This is a genomic window from Bradyrhizobium icense, assembly GCF_001693385.1.
Lineage (GTDB): Bacteria > Pseudomonadota > Alphaproteobacteria > Rhizobiales > Xanthobacteraceae > Bradyrhizobium > Bradyrhizobium icense.
Genome location: NZ_CP016428.1, coordinates 5,549,335 through 5,568,927 on the forward strand (window position 1 = coordinate 5,549,335; position 19,593 = coordinate 5,568,927).

Annotated in this window: 13 protein-coding genes; 3 read left to right on the forward strand and 10 right to left on the reverse strand. The window is 56.2% G+C overall.

Annotated features, from left to right (window positions below; all coding sequences use genetic code 11):
- Positions 1–221 precede the first annotated feature (221 nt).
- The 4 genes from LMTR13_RS25995 to LMTR13_RS26010 form a co-directional block, all read right to left on the reverse strand.
- Positions 222–1,355: a CaiB/BaiF CoA transferase family protein gene (locus LMTR13_RS25995; protein WP_065730270.1), complete on the reverse strand. Its 1,134-nt coding sequence runs from the start codon at positions 1,353–1,355 to the stop codon at positions 222–224.
- On the reverse strand, positions 1,352–2,635 hold the full coding sequence (locus LMTR13_RS26000; RefSeq protein WP_065730271.1) for a methylaspartate ammonia-lyase: 1,284 nt from the start codon (positions 2,633–2,635) through the stop codon (positions 1,352–1,354). Before LMTR13_RS26000 ends, LMTR13_RS25995 begins: the two co-directional genes overlap by 4 nt.
- A gap of 237 nt (positions 2,636–2,872) precedes the next feature.
- Positions 2,873–4,312: an NAD-dependent succinate-semialdehyde dehydrogenase gene (locus LMTR13_RS26005; RefSeq protein ID WP_065730272.1), complete on the reverse strand. Its 1,440-nt coding sequence runs from the start codon at positions 4,310–4,312 to the stop codon at positions 2,873–2,875.
- 250 nt (positions 4,313–4,562) lie between these two features.
- Entirely contained in the window at positions 4,563–5,966 is a 1,404-nt protein-coding gene (locus LMTR13_RS26010; protein ID WP_065730273.1) for an aspartate aminotransferase family protein, read from the reverse strand.
- 574 nt (positions 5,967–6,540) lie between these two features.
- On the opposite strand from LMTR13_RS26010, the gene LMTR13_RS26015 reads away from it, so the two are divergent.
- Together LMTR13_RS26015 and LMTR13_RS26020 are read left to right on the forward strand one after the other, a co-directional pair.
- The gene (locus tag LMTR13_RS26015) at positions 6,541–7,014 is read left to right on the forward strand and encodes an Lrp/AsnC family transcriptional regulator (RefSeq protein ID WP_065730274.1); all 474 of its coding nucleotides are present in this window, start codon (positions 6,541–6,543) and stop codon (positions 7,012–7,014) included.
- A 617-nt stretch (positions 7,015–7,631) separates the two neighbouring features.
- A complete protein-coding gene (locus tag LMTR13_RS26020) occupies positions 7,632–9,305 on the forward strand; it encodes an MFS transporter (protein WP_065730275.1) in 1,674 nt (557 codons plus the stop codon).
- Between the two features lie 401 nt (positions 9,306–9,706).
- Here the strand turns inward: LMTR13_RS26020 and ald are convergent, their stop codons facing one another.
- From ald to LMTR13_RS26050, 6 genes are all read right to left on the reverse strand, one after another.
- Positions 9,707–10,819: an alanine dehydrogenase gene (gene ald, locus LMTR13_RS26025; RefSeq protein WP_065730276.1), complete on the reverse strand. Its 1,113-nt coding sequence runs from the start codon at positions 10,817–10,819 to the stop codon at positions 9,707–9,709.
- Between the two features lie 1,359 nt (positions 10,820–12,178).
- Positions 12,179–13,141, reverse strand: a complete 963-nt coding sequence (locus LMTR13_RS26030; protein ID WP_083219226.1) for a TauD/TfdA dioxygenase family protein — start codon at positions 13,139–13,141, stop codon at positions 12,179–12,181.
- A 1,104-nt stretch (positions 13,142–14,245) separates the two neighbouring features.
- Positions 14,246–14,722, reverse strand: a complete 477-nt coding sequence (locus LMTR13_RS26035) for an Lrp/AsnC family transcriptional regulator (protein WP_065730277.1) — start codon at positions 14,720–14,722, stop codon at positions 14,246–14,248.
- A gap of 909 nt (positions 14,723–15,631) precedes the next feature.
- The gene (locus LMTR13_RS26040; protein WP_065730278.1) at positions 15,632–16,474 is read right to left on the reverse strand and encodes a 2OG-Fe(II)-dependent halogenase WelO5 family protein; all 843 of its coding nucleotides are present in this window, start codon (positions 16,472–16,474) and stop codon (positions 15,632–15,634) included.
- 4 nt (positions 16,475–16,478) lie between these two features.
- The gene (gene ectB / locus LMTR13_RS26045) at positions 16,479–17,723 is read right to left on the reverse strand and encodes a diaminobutyrate--2-oxoglutarate transaminase (protein ID WP_065730279.1); all 1,245 of its coding nucleotides are present in this window, start codon (positions 17,721–17,723) and stop codon (positions 16,479–16,481) included.
- A gap of 578 nt (positions 17,724–18,301) precedes the next feature.
- A complete protein-coding gene (locus LMTR13_RS26050; protein ID WP_083219227.1) occupies positions 18,302–19,324 on the reverse strand; it encodes a radical SAM protein in 1,023 nt (340 codons plus the stop codon).
- On the opposite strand from LMTR13_RS26050, the gene LMTR13_RS41935 reads away from it, so the two are divergent.
- A complete protein-coding gene (locus LMTR13_RS41935; RefSeq protein WP_197521197.1) occupies positions 19,250–19,579 on the forward strand; it encodes a hypothetical protein in 330 nt (109 codons plus the stop codon). The genes LMTR13_RS26050 and LMTR13_RS41935 overlap by 75 nt on opposite strands.
- Positions 19,580–19,593 lie beyond the last annotated feature (14 nt).

The window sequence follows — 19,593 nt, forward strand, 5'->3', positions numbered from 1 at the left end:
AAATCTCATGGCATGGATTATCTGGGTTGGTCGATCAGTGACCGAGACTCGATGGGTGTTCCCACTTGTAAGGGCAACAACATCGAAGCCATCTGCCAATTGCGATCCGTCCAATCAGCTCCTCAGGTACGTGTTGACTGGAGCTGGACGGCGCTCTGGCCGATGCGGTCGCGCATTCACTCGTTGCGAGGACAAACGACCAACCGGCAAGCCGTTCGCCGCTACGAAGAGTGCCCAAACTCCGTGCGCAATATCTCAGAATGGGCTCCCCGAGCGGGAACAGGTCGCAATACCGGAGTTGTTTCTCCGTCAAAAATCGCGCCAGGCGCGATCACGTGAATATCGCCTGCTGGCGTTGACACCGGTATTCGACGCAGATGTGGGTGTTTGGCTACGTCCTCAATCTGGTTCAGCCCTCCGTACGCGAGTCCGGCGGCTTCCAGCTCACGCATGGCTTCGTGGCTGGAGATTTGCGCAAAGCGACCTACCACGATTTCATCCAAACTGGCCCTGTTGCGGATCCGGTCCATGTTGTCACCGAAATCGGGGTGGCGGATGAGTTCCGGTCGTTTAAGGAATTTGGTGCAGAAGTTGACCCATTCGCGGTCGTTTTGAACGGAGAAGATCACGTCCTTGCCGTCCGCACAGCGGTACGCCCCATATGGCGCGAGAGAAGGATGGTTCACGCCTGCGCGCGCAGTATGATAGCCGCTGTAATCGAACTGAAGAACCGGAACATTCATCCAGTCAGCGATGGCGTCAAACAGCGATACATGAATGGCCGTTCCTTCCCCGGTTCGCTCCCTCACAAGCAGCGCCTGCAAGATGGCGTTGAGAGCGGTCATGCCAGCTGAAATGTCACATACAGAAACGCCGACGCGCGCCGAGCCCTGCGCTGTCCCGGTGATCGCGCAAAGCCCGGTCTCGGCTTGCACGATCAGGTCATACGCTTTCAAATGCGACAAAGCACCGCCATCACCGAATCCGGAGATGTCACAGGTTATCAAGCGGGGATGGCGCTTCCGAAGATCTGCCGATCCGAATCCGAGTTTTGTGATGCTGCCAGGCTTCAGATTTTGAATGAAGACATCAGCCTGAGCGACTATCGACTCGAGAACTCCACGGTCTTGCTCGACCGTGAGGTCGAGGCAGATGCTCTCTTTCCCGCGATTCAACCAGACGAAATATGCACTTTGACCGCGAACGAGCTTATCGTAATTTCGTGCAAAGTCGCCCTCCGGGCGTTCGACTTTGATGACACGCGCACCAGCGTCGGCGAGGCGGGAAGACGCATAAGGCGCTGCTACCGCCTGCTCGACGGCAACGACGGTGATGCCTTCGAGTGCCTTCCTCATACGGACGTACCCCCGACATTCTGACGGGAGTTCTGCGACCGGCGGTAGGCAAGAATGGAAAGCAGTCTGCTCTGCTCGTTTCCAACGATGGAAATGCCCTCATCAACGCCCATTCCGGGTCTTGCGAGCATCATGTCAGCCTGTGTCGCCACCGCAATGTTGACTGCGGCCCTTGCCGACAAGTCGGTTTCCGTGCAGCTCCCACCGACATATGCCCCGACGCCATTTTCCTTGCAGAGCAACACGGCCCTGGCAGAGTCAGCGATCGAGCCCACGTCAGGCATCTTGATCTGAATTAGATGAGCCGCTTTTGCTTCGGCGAAAAGCCGGATGTCGTCAAGCGTATTGCATTGCTCGTCGACAACCACCCGGGCTCCGGTGCCACGCCTGTCGAGAAGTGCGACGATCTTGGCGTACTCCTCAAGCTGAGCTTCTGTTGATCCATAGTCCGCCGGGCATTCGATATGAAGCCGGTACCCCGGCACGTCATCCGCAACGCGCGCGATGAAATCGGCAATTTTCTGCGCCTGCATCCCAATCTCGAGCCCGATCCAACCGTACACGTCGAAATGTAAAACAGGGTAGTACCCAGGCTGGCCGATTTCCCTGGTGCGTTTAACGACCCATTTGACGAAGTCGCGAAACCTTTCACCGGAAGGGCCGAATTTCTCACGCGAGTTGATCAAGCCATGCGGAAGCACATCCACCGACTTGAGAATCATCTTGTCGACATTTATTTCTCTGGCGTCCCCGCTCTGAGCGTAGATTGGGACTGGCTTCTCGGGTAATGGCAGGTCATATTCGGAGCAGATCACTTCGGCCGTTGTTGTCCGTGCAATATGCGCAGCGGCGCGAAGCAAAGCTTGGCTCACACCATATTCAATGGCGAGCGGTAGGCGCTTGATCTCATGGAATGCGAGAACACGATCACAAGCCCCAACGAAATTGGAAGCGTCGCAAGCGAAAAGCCGAGGGATCACAACGGATCTCGTCAGCGCTTCGATTGTGTCGACCCGAAAAACGGGATCGCGACCGCCTGCGCCTGAGTATTGTACGTTCATCATGTCGCCCCACACGATCATATCGTCCGACATGACGAGGCCGATGCTGAGCGAACGCGAGGGCATTCGGATGGTTGTGAAGCCCGGCGTCAGAGGCGCGCCCAGATAGCGAAAACCATCCTGAGCAGCGCCGGCACGTATTGCAGCTTGATCATCATAGAAGAAGCTTCCGTTCCCAGCAGCCAGAATCACATCTTTTATCGAAGGAGAGTTTCTCATTGCGCACTCAATCTAAGCGTTGGGCCATGTCGGATCCCGAAGAGCCCAGGCCTCACGTCGCTCATGGCAATCTACTAGCCACCCAACATCCGGCCGCAGAATTTACGAGCAGCTTTGGCTATAGGCGAATTCGAAAAGCATCTGAATTGCGCGAGCCACTCTTGCCTGAGGCACACTTTGACTACTGCTCCAGAAACGAGTTAGGGCCAGGATGGTGTGTCTTCTTGATTTTGGCCCTCATGCGACAGAAACAGCTTTGACCCCGTTAACGAGCTTCAGGTTTTGGAAGGCCCTCACGCCCTCCACACCACCTTCGTACCCATAACCGCTCTGTTTGACTCCGGCATTTGGTGCATCGGCAGACACACCCTTGAGGTGGTTCATGCTTACAGCCCCCGCCACAAGGCTGCGGATCATTCGCTTCTGGATTTCTGGAGATTCGGTGAAGAAATAGGAAGCAAGGCCATATTCGGTATCATTCGCCTCCTCAACCGCTTCTTCAATCGTGTCAAACGGGGCAACAGTAAGAATCGGTCCAAATGGTTCTTCGCGAAGCACCTCTGACTCAGGGTGGACGTTGCTTAGAATTGTAGGGGCCCAATAAAAGCCCGCTCGACCAATGCGTCTACCACCGGTTTCAACTTTCGCTCCGCGATCGACAGCATCCTTCGTCAGGCGTTCCATGGCTTCAATGCGTCTCGCATTCGCCATTGGTCCCATGTCTGTCTCAGGGTCGTCGGGTGCGCCAACTCTAATCTTTTCTGCCGCGCGAACAAGCTTCGCCAGAAACTCCCGGTAAATTGATCTCGCTACTAGAATACGACTGGGAGCGTTGCAGCTTTGGCCTGCGCACTCAAACTTGTATTCCGATATTGCCCAAGCGGCCTTCGAGAGATCCGCGTCTTCAAAGACGATGACAGGGGAGTGGCCGCCAAGCTCTAGAACGCATCGCTGCAGATTGCCTGCGGCAATTTTCGCGAGTTGTTTGCCGACGGGTGTAGAGCCCGTGAACGACAAGGCTCGAACAACAGGCGAGGCGAGCAGGTGTTTAGAGATCATAGGCGGATTTCCGAAGACCAGACTCACAACACCCGGTGGAATCCCCGCCTCCTGTAAAGCTTCGATCATATAGACCCCGGCGCTTGGAGTTTCCTCTGCCGCTTTCAGGATGACCGGGCAGCCCGCCGCGATAGACGCGCCAAGCTTTCGGGCGTTGAGGACGGCCGGGTAGTTCCAGGGCGTGAATGCGGCGACCACACCAATCGCTTCTGGTACGATCATCCGCTTTTCGTCTATAGGAACTGGAGCCGACAGTTTCCCTGCGTGCGTACCATTCCACTCGAGCATTTCGACTGCGCGGGCATACTCTCCCTTCGCTTCGGCCAGGGTCTTGCCTTGTTCCGTCGAAAGTGCAGCCGCCGCTATATCGATTTTTCCCTTTAGGATCCGTGCGGCGCGAATGAGAAGCGCCCCCCGTTCTTCGGCTGGTGTATTCGACCACTGCAGCAGACTCACTTGTGCGGATGTCAACGCATCGTCGAGATCCGACGCCGAGGCAACAGCAACACGCCCGAACTCATGCTCGGTGGCGGGATTGAGAAAGGGCAGATCGGCGCCGTTACGACCTAAGCGCCACGCACCGTTGATGAAGAGTTTGTAGTTTATGCTATCGCACATACGTGGTCGCCGCTCTGCCGTTCGATGTTTGTATCGTTCACTCGTTCGATGCCCCAAGCTACCGCTTGGAGTAAAATCAGGGTTACTATCCCGGTTCGGTGGCTCCGCGATCCCATTCAGCCGACTGTGATAACCGAGCAGCCCATGACCTCAAGCGCGTATGTGCGCGAGAAACGGATGCTGCGCCCACATCGGCTTTCAGTGCAGGCGGTTTAGGCAACTGGTGGCCGAAGTATCCGGCCGCTATTTTCTAGATTTTCTCACCGCCACGCACGAGCTCGTCCATCACGGAGCGGACGGCACTCTCGGCAATCGAAACAATGTCATCAACTTCCGCCTTGGTGGTCACCAGCGGCGGAGCGAAGCCAAGGATGTCCCCGTGCGGCATGGGGCGGGCAATAAGCCCCCGATCGCGGGCCGCCTTGGAAATGCGAGCACCAACTTTGAGAGACGCATCAAACCGCCTCTTCTTATCGCGATCGGCAACGAACTCGATGGCTCCCATCAGCCCGACGCCGCGCACTTCCCCAACGATCGGCAACTGCGCGAACTTCTCCTTGAGTTGGGCTTGGAAGTAGGCGCCGACTTCGCGCGCATTGGCAGGAAGGTTCTCTCGTTCCACGATGTCAAGAACTGCGTTAGCCGTAGCAGCACCGATGGGGTGACCCGAATAGGTGTAGCCGTGCGAAAATGCGCCAACCTTGTCAGCACCGTCTTCCAAAACCTTATAGACCTTGTCCCCGACGATCGCGGCGGAGAGCGGGAAGTAACCCGAAGTCAGCCCCTTCGCGATCGTGATCAGGTCGGGCTCGATTCCGTAGCGCTCCGAGCCAAACATCGAGCCAGTGCGACCGAAGCCCGTGATTACCTCGTCGGCGATCAAGAGAACGTCGTGCTTCTTGAGCACAGCCTGGATCGCTTCCCAGTAGCCCACCGGAGGCGGCGTGATACCGCCCGTGCCAAGCACCGGCTCGGCGATGAAGGCGCCCACATTGTCCGGGCCGAGGCGCTCGATGAGCTGGTCGAGCTCAACGGCGCGACGGGCCGAGAATTCGCGCTCGGTCTCCTCAGGGTTGCAGCCCCAGTAGTAATGCGGAGCGCCTGTGCGCACAATCTGCGGCAGCGGGAGATCCATGCAATCATGGTAGAAGCTCATACCGGTCATCGAACCGGAAAGCACACTGCAACCGTGATAGCCACGCTCTCGCGCAATAATCTTCTTCTTGTTGGGCTTACCTCGAAGATTGTTGTAGTACCAGACGAGCTTGGCCTGTGTCTCATTGGCATCCGAACCCGACATGCCGTAGAAGATCTTATTCATCTTACCGGGCGCCATCTTGACGAGACGATCGGAGAGGATCGCGAGCTCGTCTGTGGTGTGCGCTGCGTAGCAGTGGTAGTACGCGAGGCGATAGGCCTGACGCGAGATGGCTTCAGCTACTTCGGTTCGACCATAACCAACATTGACGCAGTACATGCCGGCAAAGCCATCGATGAACTGATTGCCGTTGGCGTCCTGGATACGGATACCCTTACCAGTTTCGATGATCGTCGGCTCGCCAAACTTACCAGTCGCAAAGTCCTTGAGATGCGTGAAGGGATGCAGGACGCTGTTTTTGTCTTTTTCGCTAATTTCTTTGATATTGATTGCCATTGTGCACCACTCTCTGTTCAAGCTGCGAGGTTCGCAAAGCAGACGTATTTGAGCTCAACGAGACCGCACGTTGAGTCTTGATGGACGAGGTCGGCCGCTTCCATCAGCCCAGATAGATGCGGCCAACGAACTTTGAGGCAACGATCGCCTGCACGCCCATATTCGCGTAGGCGCATGGACCGGGCGTCGCACACATGGACCAAAGCGGCGCGCCCACCCTCCGATTCATCGGTGGCCACAAGGATTTCCTGCTCATCAGAAGGGAACGATGACCATACTCTTTCCAAACGCCTCCTCTCTTGCACTCAACACGCCTTTCACTTACGCCAGCAAGCACAACAGTCGCCGCGAAGGTTACCCCGCGCAGGCTTACTCCTTCCGGCGGCGCGGGCACCGGCTGCTGAATAGATTGAAAGACCATCTGTAAGTCCGGCACGCCCCTTTTGTTGAAATGCCTATGCATTCAGGATACTGATGTGACGCACATATTTGCATCGTATCTCCTGTCGGTCGGAGGATTTCCTGCATCGTACAGGCAGTTGGCGCTGCGATTCACCCCAAGGCTGGAGCCGTTATGCAGTATGATCGAACAGACGCCCGCATCCTCGAGATCGTGCAAAAGAACAACCGTCTAACTTCCGAGGTGATTGGTGAAATGGCAGGGCTTTCTGCTACTGCGTGTCAACGACGCCTGAAGCGGCTTCGTTCAGATGGTATCATTGAGGCCGACGTCTCGATCGTCTCACCAAAAGCCGTAGGAAGACCTCTTCAGATGCTCGTGCTAGTGAGCCTCGAACGGGAGCGCACGGATATAATCGATAGGTTCAAGAAGGCCATCAAATCGTCAGCTGAAGTCGTCAACGGGTTTTACGTCACCGGCGAAGCTGACTTTGTCCTCTACGTCACAGCGCGCACCATGGACGATTATGAGCAGTTCACGCGTCGCTTCTTCTATGAGAATCCAAACATCAAGGGCTTTAAGACGATGGTTATTGTGGACCGTGTAAAGGTGGGCTTTGCAATTCCAATTGAGTCTCCAGAGGATTGAACAAGGCTGATACGACATCTTGCTCGACAGAGTGACGCGTTTGTGCGCTTTTTCACCGCTCACTCGCATAGAAAGCGAGAAACCAGCATTCTCGCTGCTGTAGTTTTTGCTGCGTCGATAGTCTAAGAGCTCTCTTCAGATTTCGCGCGTGGCGGTGAGCTTCGAACAAGCGAGGATCGCGTCTCATTCGTTACGGCACAAAAATAGCGACATCACATCGAATCACCGTGACGTCAATGTCACGTTCACAACGTTACGCAATCGGCATGAGCTTTTTCCAACTCAAGCGCCTGACCTAGCAGACGTGCAGTATTCGGGCGCAGCGATTCTGTTCCAATCACGGCACACCATGGGACTTCTTCCCGACGATGGCCCTACTTTGTCCAAGCAACTCACAAAACTCGGTAGCCCCCATGCTCACAGCGAGAGCTCGATCTCGCGCGCGCGAGGAGACAAGTACCAAGCCAGATTTGCCTGAGAACTGTAGCTCTTTGGCGCGGCTCTCAAACGCAAGACGCGCAAGCGGAGTTGGAAAACACTTGCGCAGTTGGTTGCGGTCAAGCTTAGCCGAGCAAATCTGATCCGGAAATCAGGCGAGAAAGGCGAGGTCGAGAGGAATGATCGATCCATCCAGGCCACAGAACTTCAGCTCCGACGGGATCATCGCTCCGTTACGGTTTCGGACCTACCGACGCGTCTGGCTCGCCAGCCTGCTCGCCAATCTCGGCATCCTGATGCAAAGCGTCGGAGCGGCCTGGGCAATGACTCAGATGACGTCGTCCGCGGACCAGGTCGCACTGGTGCAGACGGCGCTCATGCTGCCGATAATGCTGATTGCGATGCCGGCTGGCGCTATTGCTGACATGCACGACCGTCGCATCGTGGCTCTGGTTGCGCTCTCGATTGAGCTTTGCGGCGCAGTCGCGCTAACCATAGTCGAATGGTCAGGTTTCACCACGCCGACACTGTTGCTGGTGCTTTGCTTTGTCATGGGCAGCGGCATGGCGTTGAGGGCGCCGGCTTGGCAATCCTCTGTCAGCGAGCAGGTGCCGCCCGCCACATTGCCGGCTGCGGTTGCGCTCAACGGAATCAGTTACAATATTGCGCGCAGCTTTGGGCCTGCAATCGGCGGTATCGTGGTTGCAACCGCGGGCGCAGTCGCAGCGTTCGCGCTGAACGCATGGTTCTATCTGCCACTGCTGGTCGCACTGTTCCTCTGGAAGCGTGTCGCCGAGCCCTCGCGGCTGCCGCGCGAACAACTGAGCCGCGCCATTGTCTCAGGCGTTCGCTATATCACCAACTCGCCATCCATCAAGATCGTGCTGACGCGCACGTTCCTAACGGGTATGATAGGCGGTTCGATTTCGGCGCTGATGCCGCTTATCGCGCGCGATCTCTTGCATGGAGGTGCGCAGACCTATGGCGTCATACTTGGCGCCTTCGGTCTTGGAGCGGTGGTCGGAGCGCTCTTTATAGGCGAGGTGCGCAAACGAATGAACGGCGAGGCCGCGGTGCGTGCCTGCGCTCTGTCGATGGGGGGCGCCATCGCTGCGGTCGCCCTGAGCGACAACCCGACTATGACAGCGGCCGCACTGCTTTTGGCCGGCGCGGTGTGGACGATGGCGCTGACGCTGTTCAACATTGGCGTACAGCTCTCCGCCCCCCGGTGGGTGGCTGGCCGATCGCTTGCGGCCTATCAGGCTGCAATCTCGGGCGGTATCGCGATCGGCAGCTGGGGCTGGGGGCGCCTCACCGATAGCGCAGGTGTTGAGGTCGCGCTGCTGGCTTCCTCGACGCTCATGCTACTCTCTCCGCTTCTAGGGCTCTGGCTTCGAATGCCACCCATCAGCGCAAGTGACCAGGATGCCGAGTCGCTGGCCGATCCCGAGGTACGGCTTGCGCTCACCGCGCGGAGTGGGCCGCTGGTAGTCGAGATCGAATATCGCGTCTCGCAAGAGAATGCGCGGGCCTTTCACGACGTAATGCAGGATGTGCAGCTATTGCGGCAACGCAACGGCGCCTATGGCTGGTCGATTGCGCGCGACATCGCCGACCCCGAACTATGGACCGAGCGCTATCACTGCCCGACATGGCTAGACTATTTGCGCCAGCGCAATCGCTCAACTCAGTCGGATCGCGCGCTAGATCGGCGCGCCGCGGCTTTCCATGTTGGTCCTGACCCGGTACGCGTCCGCCGGATGCTGGAGCGCCCATTCGGATCAGTGCGGTGGAAGGAAGACGTGCCCGACCGCACTGCGTCCGAAATCCTGCCCGATAATCCCAAGCGGTAGATAGCGTTAGTCGTCCGCTGGAGCCAAGAGATTTACGGTTTCTGACAAGGCGAAACTCTCGGGTGCAAGGTTCTTGGCTGCGAGAGAACCTGATGCGCCACGAGCGTGCACTCGGACTCCGGACACTGGATATCCTCGGTTTGCCAGTGTGTTCAGAATGTCTCGGTACAGGCCCACTATCTGTGAACGTGCCCGGCGACGCCGGTCGTGTCCTTAACCTGGAAGGTTGTGAGAACCGGCACAGAAGGCATCGCGGACGGCTTTAGCGCCGGAGAGCGCCTGTCTGGTGCGTACTTAATCTGCGTTTTTCCGCAATCCTACAGCCATAAAAAAGGGGGCCACTCCCAAAGGAATGGCCCCCCAAGTCAGGGAGGAGACGTCCCAAGGAGGGACCTCTGGGATCAGGCCGCAGCCTGTTCGATTGGTGAGAATGGCAAGCCGAGGCTCTCGGCCACGGCCTTATAAGTCAGCCGGCCTCGATAAACGTTGAGACCTGCGCGCAGATGCGGATTTTCGAGCACGGCTGCAAATCCCTTGCTGGCGAGAGCCAAACCAAATGGAAGAGTTGCGTTATTCAGTGCCTGGCTGGAGGTGAGCGGAACAGCTCCTGGCATATTGGCGACGCAGTAATGGATGACGCCATCAATCTCGTAAGTTGGATCTCCGTGTGTCGTCGGGCGCGATGTCTCGAAGCACCCGCCCTGATCGATGGCGACATCCACGATCACCGATCCCTTGCGCATCGAGCTCAACATGCCCCGCCTGACAAGCTTCGGCGCGCTCGCGCCGGGCACAAGCACCGCACCGATGACAGCATCCGCCGCAAATACCTCCTCCTCGACCACGTCCATCGTTGAAAATCTCGTGCGGACGCACCCTTGGAACAGTTCATCCAGCTCGCGAAGTCGGGGGATCGAGCGTTCGAGAATTGTGACTTCAGCGCCCAAGCCGGTCGCCATCCGTGCTGCATGCGTGCCGACCACGCCGCCTCCGACCACCACGATCCGGGCCGCCGGGACACCGGGCACGCCACCAATCAACAGTCCCCGACCGCCTGCATGGCGCCTGAGGGCAGCACCGGCCGCTTCGATCGCAAGCCTGCCTGCGACTTCGCTCATCGGCGCAAGCAGAGGAAGCCCACCGTGTCCATCTGTCACGGTTTCGTAGGCGATTGCCGTGCACCCAGACTTGAGGAGCCCCTTGGCCTGCTCCGGATCCGGCGCCAAATGCAAATAAGTGAAGAGGATCTGATTCTCTCGCAGCTGGGTCCACTCAGCAGGCTGGGGCTCCTTGACCTTTACGATCATCTCGCTCGAGGCGAACACCTCTTGAGCGGAGCCAACAATCGTTGCACCCGCCTTGCGATAGCTCTCATCGGTTGCGCCAATGCCGGCGCCGGCATTCGCTTCGATCAGCACGCTGTGACCGGCGGCCACATATTCGCGGACGGCTCCAGGCGTAAGGCCCACGCGGTATTCGTGCGTCTTAATTTCCTTGGGAACACCGACCTTCATCTGCAATCTCCTGATTGAGAAGATCTTCTAATCGAAAACACCGTGCAAACCTGCGACGTAGATGGTCAGAGGGCGCAGAAATCCAGCGACCTTTTGCGCCATCTTGCAGGATTCCAAATAGATGGAATGTCGAATCGATTCCTCGGCTCAAAGCCCCGGCGGATCAGCGAGACCGACATTTCGAATGCAACCAGCTCACTTATGGCCCTGCAATATTCGCGTGCAGCATGGACTAGGATGTGCTTCCGGAAGAGCTCATTTGGCGCTACCAACCACCGAGGACACCGTGTGATCATCCACGATGTATCACGCTCTTCAAATTTGTCGATCACTAACCGAGAGTACCGATTAAAATCGTCCGCAGCAAACCGTGGCGCACATCACCGCCTAGTTCAACCTATCTTGATTTGCATGCCTTTCCTCTGAGCCGCGCGATTCTCTAAAACTGATCTCAACAAATCCGTGGTCGTGGACGGCGCATTACATGCGACATCATCGTGTTTTCGACCCTGTGCTGAGTCAGGCGATCCGCCCACTCAAACGGTTCGATGGGCTCTGGGGTTCGAACCGCGCTTCGGCAAGCTGAATCAAATCCCGAAGATGAGCAATCGGCTGCCTATAGCCACCAGTAAATCTGATACGATGCGCTTGCCTCGGTTCTCTGCTTTCACTGTCGCCTACACCAGCAATGATGCAGCTCATTACCGCCAACAACGGCGATTTTATAGACGACGTCGCTGACATGTAGCGGTTGCGCTATCGCCGTTCAGAGAGGGCCTCGAATGGGATGTTCAGGTCAGCGGCGACATGGAACTCAACGAGTTCTATTTCCAACGTCGGGTGCATTTGCTGAATCGCGCACGGGTGGCCAGATTTAGGCTGAGATCCACTTCTCCCGTCGACTGGTCCGTCGCTGCTTCGAGCACATTCCCATCCTGAACGGACAGGCGACACCCCGAGGCAGTCGCTTCGCTGTCGATATCTCCGAATGCGCAAAAAAGGTCGGTGTCGCGACGTACGAGCTTTTTGGGGCGTGATCGAATTCGCTCATTTGGTGGAGGGAAATCGCGTGACTTCACCGATGCTCTCACCGAGCGCATTCTTCGGCCCCGGGCAGCGCCCTCCACCATGGGAACAACATGGTGAGTGTCCCGCACAAAAAGTTGCTCGGGGCTTTTCTCGCCACGGCGGACCGCATGTGCACACCTTGCTGTTGTCCTACTGGAAAAGGCCAACATCAAGGGAATTCCTATCGCAATCGCGCCCGACCACAATAAATGCTTTCGTGCCGGTCAAGGCGGGACCGACCGGGCCTGCACGACGCGTCGGCCTCTCCAGAGCGGCAGCTTGGTTTCGAGGTCAACATTGACCCCAACAGCGGCGATCGGTATGCCAACCTAGGCTGCTCAAGCATTGGCCGCCTGTGGCTTCGACGTATTGACGTGGCTCAGGCTGCGGCCGGCACCCCTGTGCACATTCGACCATGGCGACGCGGCGTGTCAAGAGATCATGATCGCTGTCGTCGTTAAGCACGTAATGCTGGGTCGCGCGATTGTCCCAGATCGCAACGTCGCCCATCTTCCAGCTCCAGCGCACGATGTTTTCCGGCGCCATAACGTAGGATTGGAACAGATCGAACAGCTTCTGGCCGGTATACTTCTGCAGGCCAACAAAGTGCTGCACGAAATTGCCGAGTACGAGCGTGCGTTCGCCGGTCTCGGGATGTACCCGAACAACAGGAAGCTTGGTTTCATCGATTGCTCCGATGAACACCTCATCCAAATGTTCTTTGTCCGCCTCAGTGGCGTGAGCGTTAACGGTGTAGTAGTGGGCGTTGCTGTGAACCGCCCAGAGATCGTCGGCGAGCATGCGCAGCGGAAGCGGAAGATCGAGGTACGCCGCCACCATATTCGGCCAGAGGCTGTCGCCGCCACAGGACGGAATCATCACACCGCGCAACACGGAGCTCTTCAGATACGCTTCAACGGCGAGATCTGCATGCCGCCGGTGAGCACGAGTACCGTCGTACCCCAAATCTAATCTTAGGGTCGACGATGTCTCCTGGATCGCCCTAACTCTACCATGCGGAACCAGTTCGCTCAGCCGGACGGCGAAACGTTGCTGCTTGGCATCATCAAAATGTCGCTGATCACGGAAGAAAATGACTTTATGCTCGATTAGCAATCGATCGACCGCGCAAAAGACTTCGTCGGCTAAGTCGCCCGACAGCCTGATGTTCCTAATCTCTGCACCAAGCCGGACCGCCCGCTTGATGATCTCGGCAGGCGATATCACGTTGTCAGCGATCATTGTCTCACTCATGATTACATCTTCATAACCGCGACCTTTCGAAACAAGCTCCGCATGCGCAGGTCGCGTCAGCGAAGGCGGAGGCATTCGGAATCTAGGCGGACAGAAAGCCCGCAGCTTGCAAAATGAACACCGTCGCGTTGACGCTCCAAATCGTAGGAGCGATCGGTTTTCAGTCAATGAAATAGAATCAATCTTATTTTCGGCGATGAGCAACGACCCTTTCGTAAACCGGCCGGGTACTGAAATATTTACGATGATCACCTTTCTGTCGAGCAATGGCCCTTCAACAATGTGAGCAAATGAAAACACGTGACATCGTTATGTTCATCAATCAAAGCGAACGCACATGTGTCTATCGGCTATCATTGCTTCCGCGCCGAGGCCTGTGTTCGGATTGGCGTTTCTCAAATACATACTGCCAAAATGATACGAATTCGTGACTACTCAGCTATCATGACACGGCTTCATCGCTAACTTCGATGGCACGAAGACGCATGGCGTGGGATACTGAGCGAGAGGAAATGCTCGACTTCGAGACATGCCTCGCAGACGCCAGCGCAATAGGTCGCGGGGCCCGGCACTTTTTAGTCGGCTTTCCCGGGATCGAAATCGGAAGGCCATTCATGATCAACGATACGAACCGTGAGTGATGATGACTCTGAGGCCGTAGCGGCAGCATACAGGACTAACATAACAATGAGGACAATGTGGAGCACGCTCTATGAGCGGCCTGCCCGTCTCGCTCTGCGGGCCGATGTCAAAGATTTGCGGCTACGCGAGCCGAATGCGGTAGTCGACGCATCGCGCCGTATCGTTGAGGAAATGCATCGCCTTCAGTGAGCGGCTTAGCAAGACAGGGTCTTGGCTGCACATCTTTTTGTTACACTAGACTGCCTTCGCTGAGGTTGGCTGGGGCTTCGATTAATCTCCCGCGATGCTCCCACTTATGGATGTTGACGCGGAGCGAGGCACGACCTCTTCCCACCAGTACCGCTCTCTATCGCTGACCTCATGCACTGACTGCAAACTCGCGTGCACGATCGAAGCTTGGGGAGCTTCTTACATTGCTATTGCAAGATCGTCCGAGCACTTGGACGCAAGGATCAGAACTTGTTAATCCTCGGACGAGACCTCAACCGGGATCGCGAAACCCACCTTTACGCGATCTACTACGACCATTGTCTTGACGGCCTTAATATTCGGATTCGTATAGAAGAAGCGCCTGGTGAACTGCTCATAATGTTCCATGGTGGGCGCGGTAATGTAGAGGAGGAAGTCAGCGTCGCCCGTGACGTAGAATCCATTCACGACTTCAGAAGACGATTTGATGGCCTTCTTGAACCTGTCGACTATTTCCGAACTTTCCCGCTCCAGGCTTACCAGCAGGAGCATTTGAATGGGTCTGCCAACCGCCTTCGGCGAAACTATACAGATATCGGCCTCGATGATGCCTTCGGCACGCAGCCGCTTCAGTCGTCGTTGACAGGCAGTCGCAGAAAGCCCGACCATTTCGCCGATGACGTCAGAAGTCAGACGGTTGTTCTTTTGCACAATCTCAAGGATGCGGGCGTCTATTCGGTCGTATCCCATATCATGCCACCGCTGAGGTGAACTTCACCGCCAGTGCTCTACGATGCAGAAATCGACCGATTAAAGACGAAATGCAACGATTTTCGACGCAAATTCATCAAGATGGAACAATTGGGAACTTCAAGCGTGTCGCATATTCGCCCGACAGCTAAGCGGGAACCAAAAGCCATGGCAACTGCCATGCCTTCGGCCCAACGAGAAATCGTTGCGGACTGAGCCTAGGAAGCCCTCCAGCAATACTGACGCTCAAATTGGGATGAAAAGGATCATCTCGGAACTCGAGCGAGCGCGCGAGAGGTATTGCCACGACATCAACGACACTGGGTGCGAACCTCGCCGCCGCACTGGAAGGACTCCTCGAGAATGTGGCTCCGTCTCATTGGCGACGTCGGATCGGTGAGAATCTCGCATGAGCCTCAACAATGCGATGGCGGGGCGTCGCGAACCCGCAGATCGCTGTTTACGAGCTGCGGAGCCTTATACACGGCACGTCTCGTGTAGGCACCGATCGCGAGGTCTGTTGCCAAATTCGGCAATGTCCCTGACCATGAACCGTGCGCACCGCAACAGCCCGTTGAGCGCTTCTCATTCGTCGATATCGGAAAAGAGACGGGGTGAATGCAGTGATGTTGAAGAACGCGTCCGCTCTGTCATCAGCGGATTCGATCGACAATCGTCGTGACACCTCTCAGATCTCGCTGGGCGGCTCGACGAGCGCCGCGAGCCCTTTGATCTTTCGTAGGCGCCGCAGCCGGCTTGTCGCGGCCACTCACCAGAATTCCGCCAAGAAACGCGACCGGAACCGTTCAGTTAGTTCCTGTTCATGCGGGGAGATGATCCAATCCCGGAGATTTAACGGCTGGAGATTGCTTGAGTACCGGCGGGACTTAGTCCTTGCGACGTCCAACTTCAGGTCCACCAGAGAACCAGATCCCGCCTCGCAAACCCGAGAAAACAGTTCAGCAGAAGGCGAGGCTTCCCATTGCCGGATTGTTGGGTGACACCATGAACGAAGCCGCCGTCGATCAGGGCGATATCTCCCGCCTTGAGTTGAAAATCGTGATAAGGAAGGGGCTCGAGATAAGCTGTCGAATAGGGATAGCCTGTGGTCTCCACGCCCTGCGACCTTCGGTCGCTCTCTGTCGGCTTATGGCTCCAGATCCGCAGATTGCCGCCTTCGTCGGGCATGCTGGGGTAGAAGTTTAGCGCTACAACCGTGTTGTTCGCCACCGCCGGAAGCTCGCAATCTTTTCCGGCACGTAGGACTTGAGCGACGTCATCGTGAGGCTCTAAGGAATACATGCCGGCGCCAGACCAACAGATGGCGCGACAAATATTAGCTTGACCGTGCTCCGAATGAGCCGGCCGCAACTCAATGGCCTGTTTGTGAAGCTCGCGCTTCAACGCGTCGAATAGCGCGCGAACCGGATCAACTAGATTCGCAAAAAGGGCCTCCACGAATGGTCGCGCACTTTCCGCCTCTGCGAAATAGGTGGCTGCATTCCTCGTGTAGTGAGATGCGCCGACATATTGCCCGGGAACGCCATCTTTGCGCTCCTTGAGACCGGGATTTCGATTAAAGTTCGTGGTAATCTCCTCGGCTAGCTCGGGACTGAATGCCTGTTTGATGTGCAGACCGGTGATCTCACCTTTCAGGACTGAGATAATCTCCCCTGTGCTGATTGAGCCAGTTCGTTCTTTGATTGCAACAGGCGAGATCGCTGGCGCTTGAGATACCTGGGCAGTTACCATTGACTTACTCCTGTATTGCCTGCTTGAGGATTGTGATGCCACGATCGAGTTCATCATCCGTGATTGTTATCGGTGGAAGGACTTTGATGACGTCTCGATTTGGCCCTGAAGATTCGATCAGGAGTCCGTTTGCGAAGGCGGCGTCGTGTACACGGTTGACGATCGCCTGTGAGCGACACTTGAGGCCAACCATCAGACCGCGGCCTCGCTTTTCTTCAATGCAATTGGGGAATTTCGCGACGAGATCGTCAAGGCATCGTTGCAGTTTGACAGCTGTCCTCTCGACGCCAGCAGTAAATTTGATGTCTGACCACATTTTGCACATGGCGCCTGCAGTCACGAAGGCAAGATTGTTGCCTCTGAAAGTGCCGCTATGTTCTCCGGGCTTCCATACGTCTATGTCGGGGCGTATCAAAACGACGGAGAGCGGAATACCTGAACCGCTTAGGGACTTGGAAAGGCAGACAATGTCAGGCTCAATCTTCGCGAATTCGAACGAGAAGAAATCACCCGTTCGGCCCGTTCCTGCCTGAATATCGTCGACGATGAAAACAATGCCGTGGTTACGGCAGATGCGCTGAATTTCTCTGAGCCAACGTGCGGATGCAGTGTTCATGCCGCCTTCTGCCTGGATAGTCTCCAGAATGATTGCCGCGGGCCTTTCTATGCCGCTCCCGAGGTCGCCCAAGACGTAGTCGATGTAACTCGCCGAATCGAAAGCTCCGTTCGCGTAGCCGTCGTAGGGGACACGGATAACATCGTGTCGAGCCACCCCGCCCAGCTCCCTGGTAGAGGCTGAACCTGACACAGCTAGGGAGCCGAGCGACATTCCGTGGAACGCATTTGTAAAGGCCATGACGCTCGAACGGCCGGTATATTTTCTAGCTAGCGAAAGCGCCGCTTCGTTAGCGCTTGTGCCAGTCGGTCCAGGAAATTGCATTTTGTACGAGAGGCCCCTGGGCTTTAGGATCGTATCAACAAACACTTCAATAAATTCACGTTTGGCCGCCGTGTGCATATCAAGCGACAAAAGAATGTTCCCGCCGGTGAGATAATCAATTGCCTTTGCAAGGATGTTGGGATTGTTGTGGCCGTAGTTGAGTGCGCCGGACCCCACAAGGAAATCAATATAGCTCTTGCCGGCCTCGTCCCAAATCGTCGCCCCAAGCGCCCTCGTAAAGACGGTGGGAAACGACCGCCCATAGCGACGAACGTTAGATTCATAGAGAGAGAAAACGTCTGTATTCATTCTTGGGGATCCGTCTGCATGTATCTCATCACCGAACACGTTTAGTTGGCGACAAATGTCCAGACTGTAGCGACAGGGTCATCACGATGCATTCCAGGCCGTTGATTTCATCGATCCAGCTACTGGCGAGTCTTATCCAAGAAAGGCGAACAACGAACCTACTAAGCCTAGTAGCTCTTTTTGCAGAGCTACCTCTAATCCTGCAAAGTACGTGTGCGTCGTCGATTTCGGAAAACTAAACCCCTCCTCGATGAGGGCCTCCAAGCTTGAGACTCTGGCCTGAGTTGCGCAGCTAATGACCTGTCCAGACTCGAATAAAAGAATTTGGAGAATGCTCGCTCGTCACCCAAGTGCTACCGCCTCCTCTCGGAAAAGGCGGCGTAGCATTTCCGACTAGCCGCACCGCCTTCCGACCGAGTGCGCCGCCGACTCGGCTGGTGACTCGAAGCAAACGCGAAGACGAAACTGTAAGCTTTCAGGACCTCATCCGCTGCAAGCTGGAAATCCAGAGGGCATCGCGCCACGCAAAATCGACTCCCGCTGAAGTCACGGGATGTGGCAAACGGCCGTTCTCTTGATTATGCGCAAGCAAGCGCATGGCTCTCAATATTATTGACAAGGGCTACCTGCATCGGACAGTGGGCGCAGCTGCTGTTCGCCCGGTATTTCTTAAGAGCGGTTCGCCAAGCAGTTTCTAGGTCAAAACCCGGATGCCGGACGTTGCCGACAACAAACTTATGACTGTCGGGATCACCGATCGCGTAGGAACAGGGATAGAGGTCGCCATTTGTAGAGAGATAGCCCGAAGCGATACAACAATTGCATTCGATGAATCTAACGTTCGGCCGCGGCTCTGCCGTGTCAACGAGAATTGGTGTCGGCAGCTCGAGGCGTGTCGACGTCTGCGCAGCCATTGCGATTAGGGCCGCCTGAACTTCTCTAATCTCCTCAGCCGAGTCCAAATAAGCGTTTTTGTTGTCGATAGCGATACCTGCGGCGAACATCGGCATGATTCTGAAAGTGTCGACGCCGATTGACGATAGCATGCGATAGGCATCCAGCGCCTCATGGATGTTGTGCCGATCAACGATCATCCTAGCCTGCACCAAGGCCCCGCAATTGACTGCCTCCGCCATCTGCCGGAGTGCCGATTTGTGAACTCTCCGCTTTGTCCGAAAGCGGTCAAGCGCCTCCGCGTTTGCAGCATCAAGGTTGAATTGGAAAGTTAGCTTCTCGCGATCGTCGAAGATCGACGCGACATCACGAATCGAAACCTGACCAAGCCCCCCCGTGTTCAACTGGACATGAATGCCTCGTTTGTTTGCAGCGTGAGCTATCAGGGCTGCAGAGCGCGGAAACACGATTTTGAGAAGCGGCTCACCGCCGGTTACGATGACCTTTTTCAAGCTATATCTTTCGACGAGAAGGTCCACAAAATTAGTGATTTCCTTCATCGTTAACTGTGGTGGCTCCAGACGTCTCTTATATCGAGCTCTATACTGTTCGGGAACATAGCAGGGTTCGCAATGAAGATTGCAGTAAAAAGATACGCTTATTTTGATCCGGCCAAAGACGAGCGGAGGCGGGTTGCGAAGTGGCATGACGTCCTTCCAACTTTGGATATCGAGGGCGGAGCAGGATTCGTGCCAGCACGACGCGGCGGAATGCTGACGGCCTCTCGAGGCACAATGTCGCGCCCGAAACAGCCTGGTCAGTTCTATACATCGGCGCTTGCTTTCAAGCAGAAGCACGCGCACGCCATTGCGATCCAGAATTCGCGAGAAGCCGCCGTGGTCGCGACCTCCGCGCCACGTGCATGGACACTGACCTTGCCCCACGGGCTTAATCCAGCTTGAAGTTCGTTCTGGCC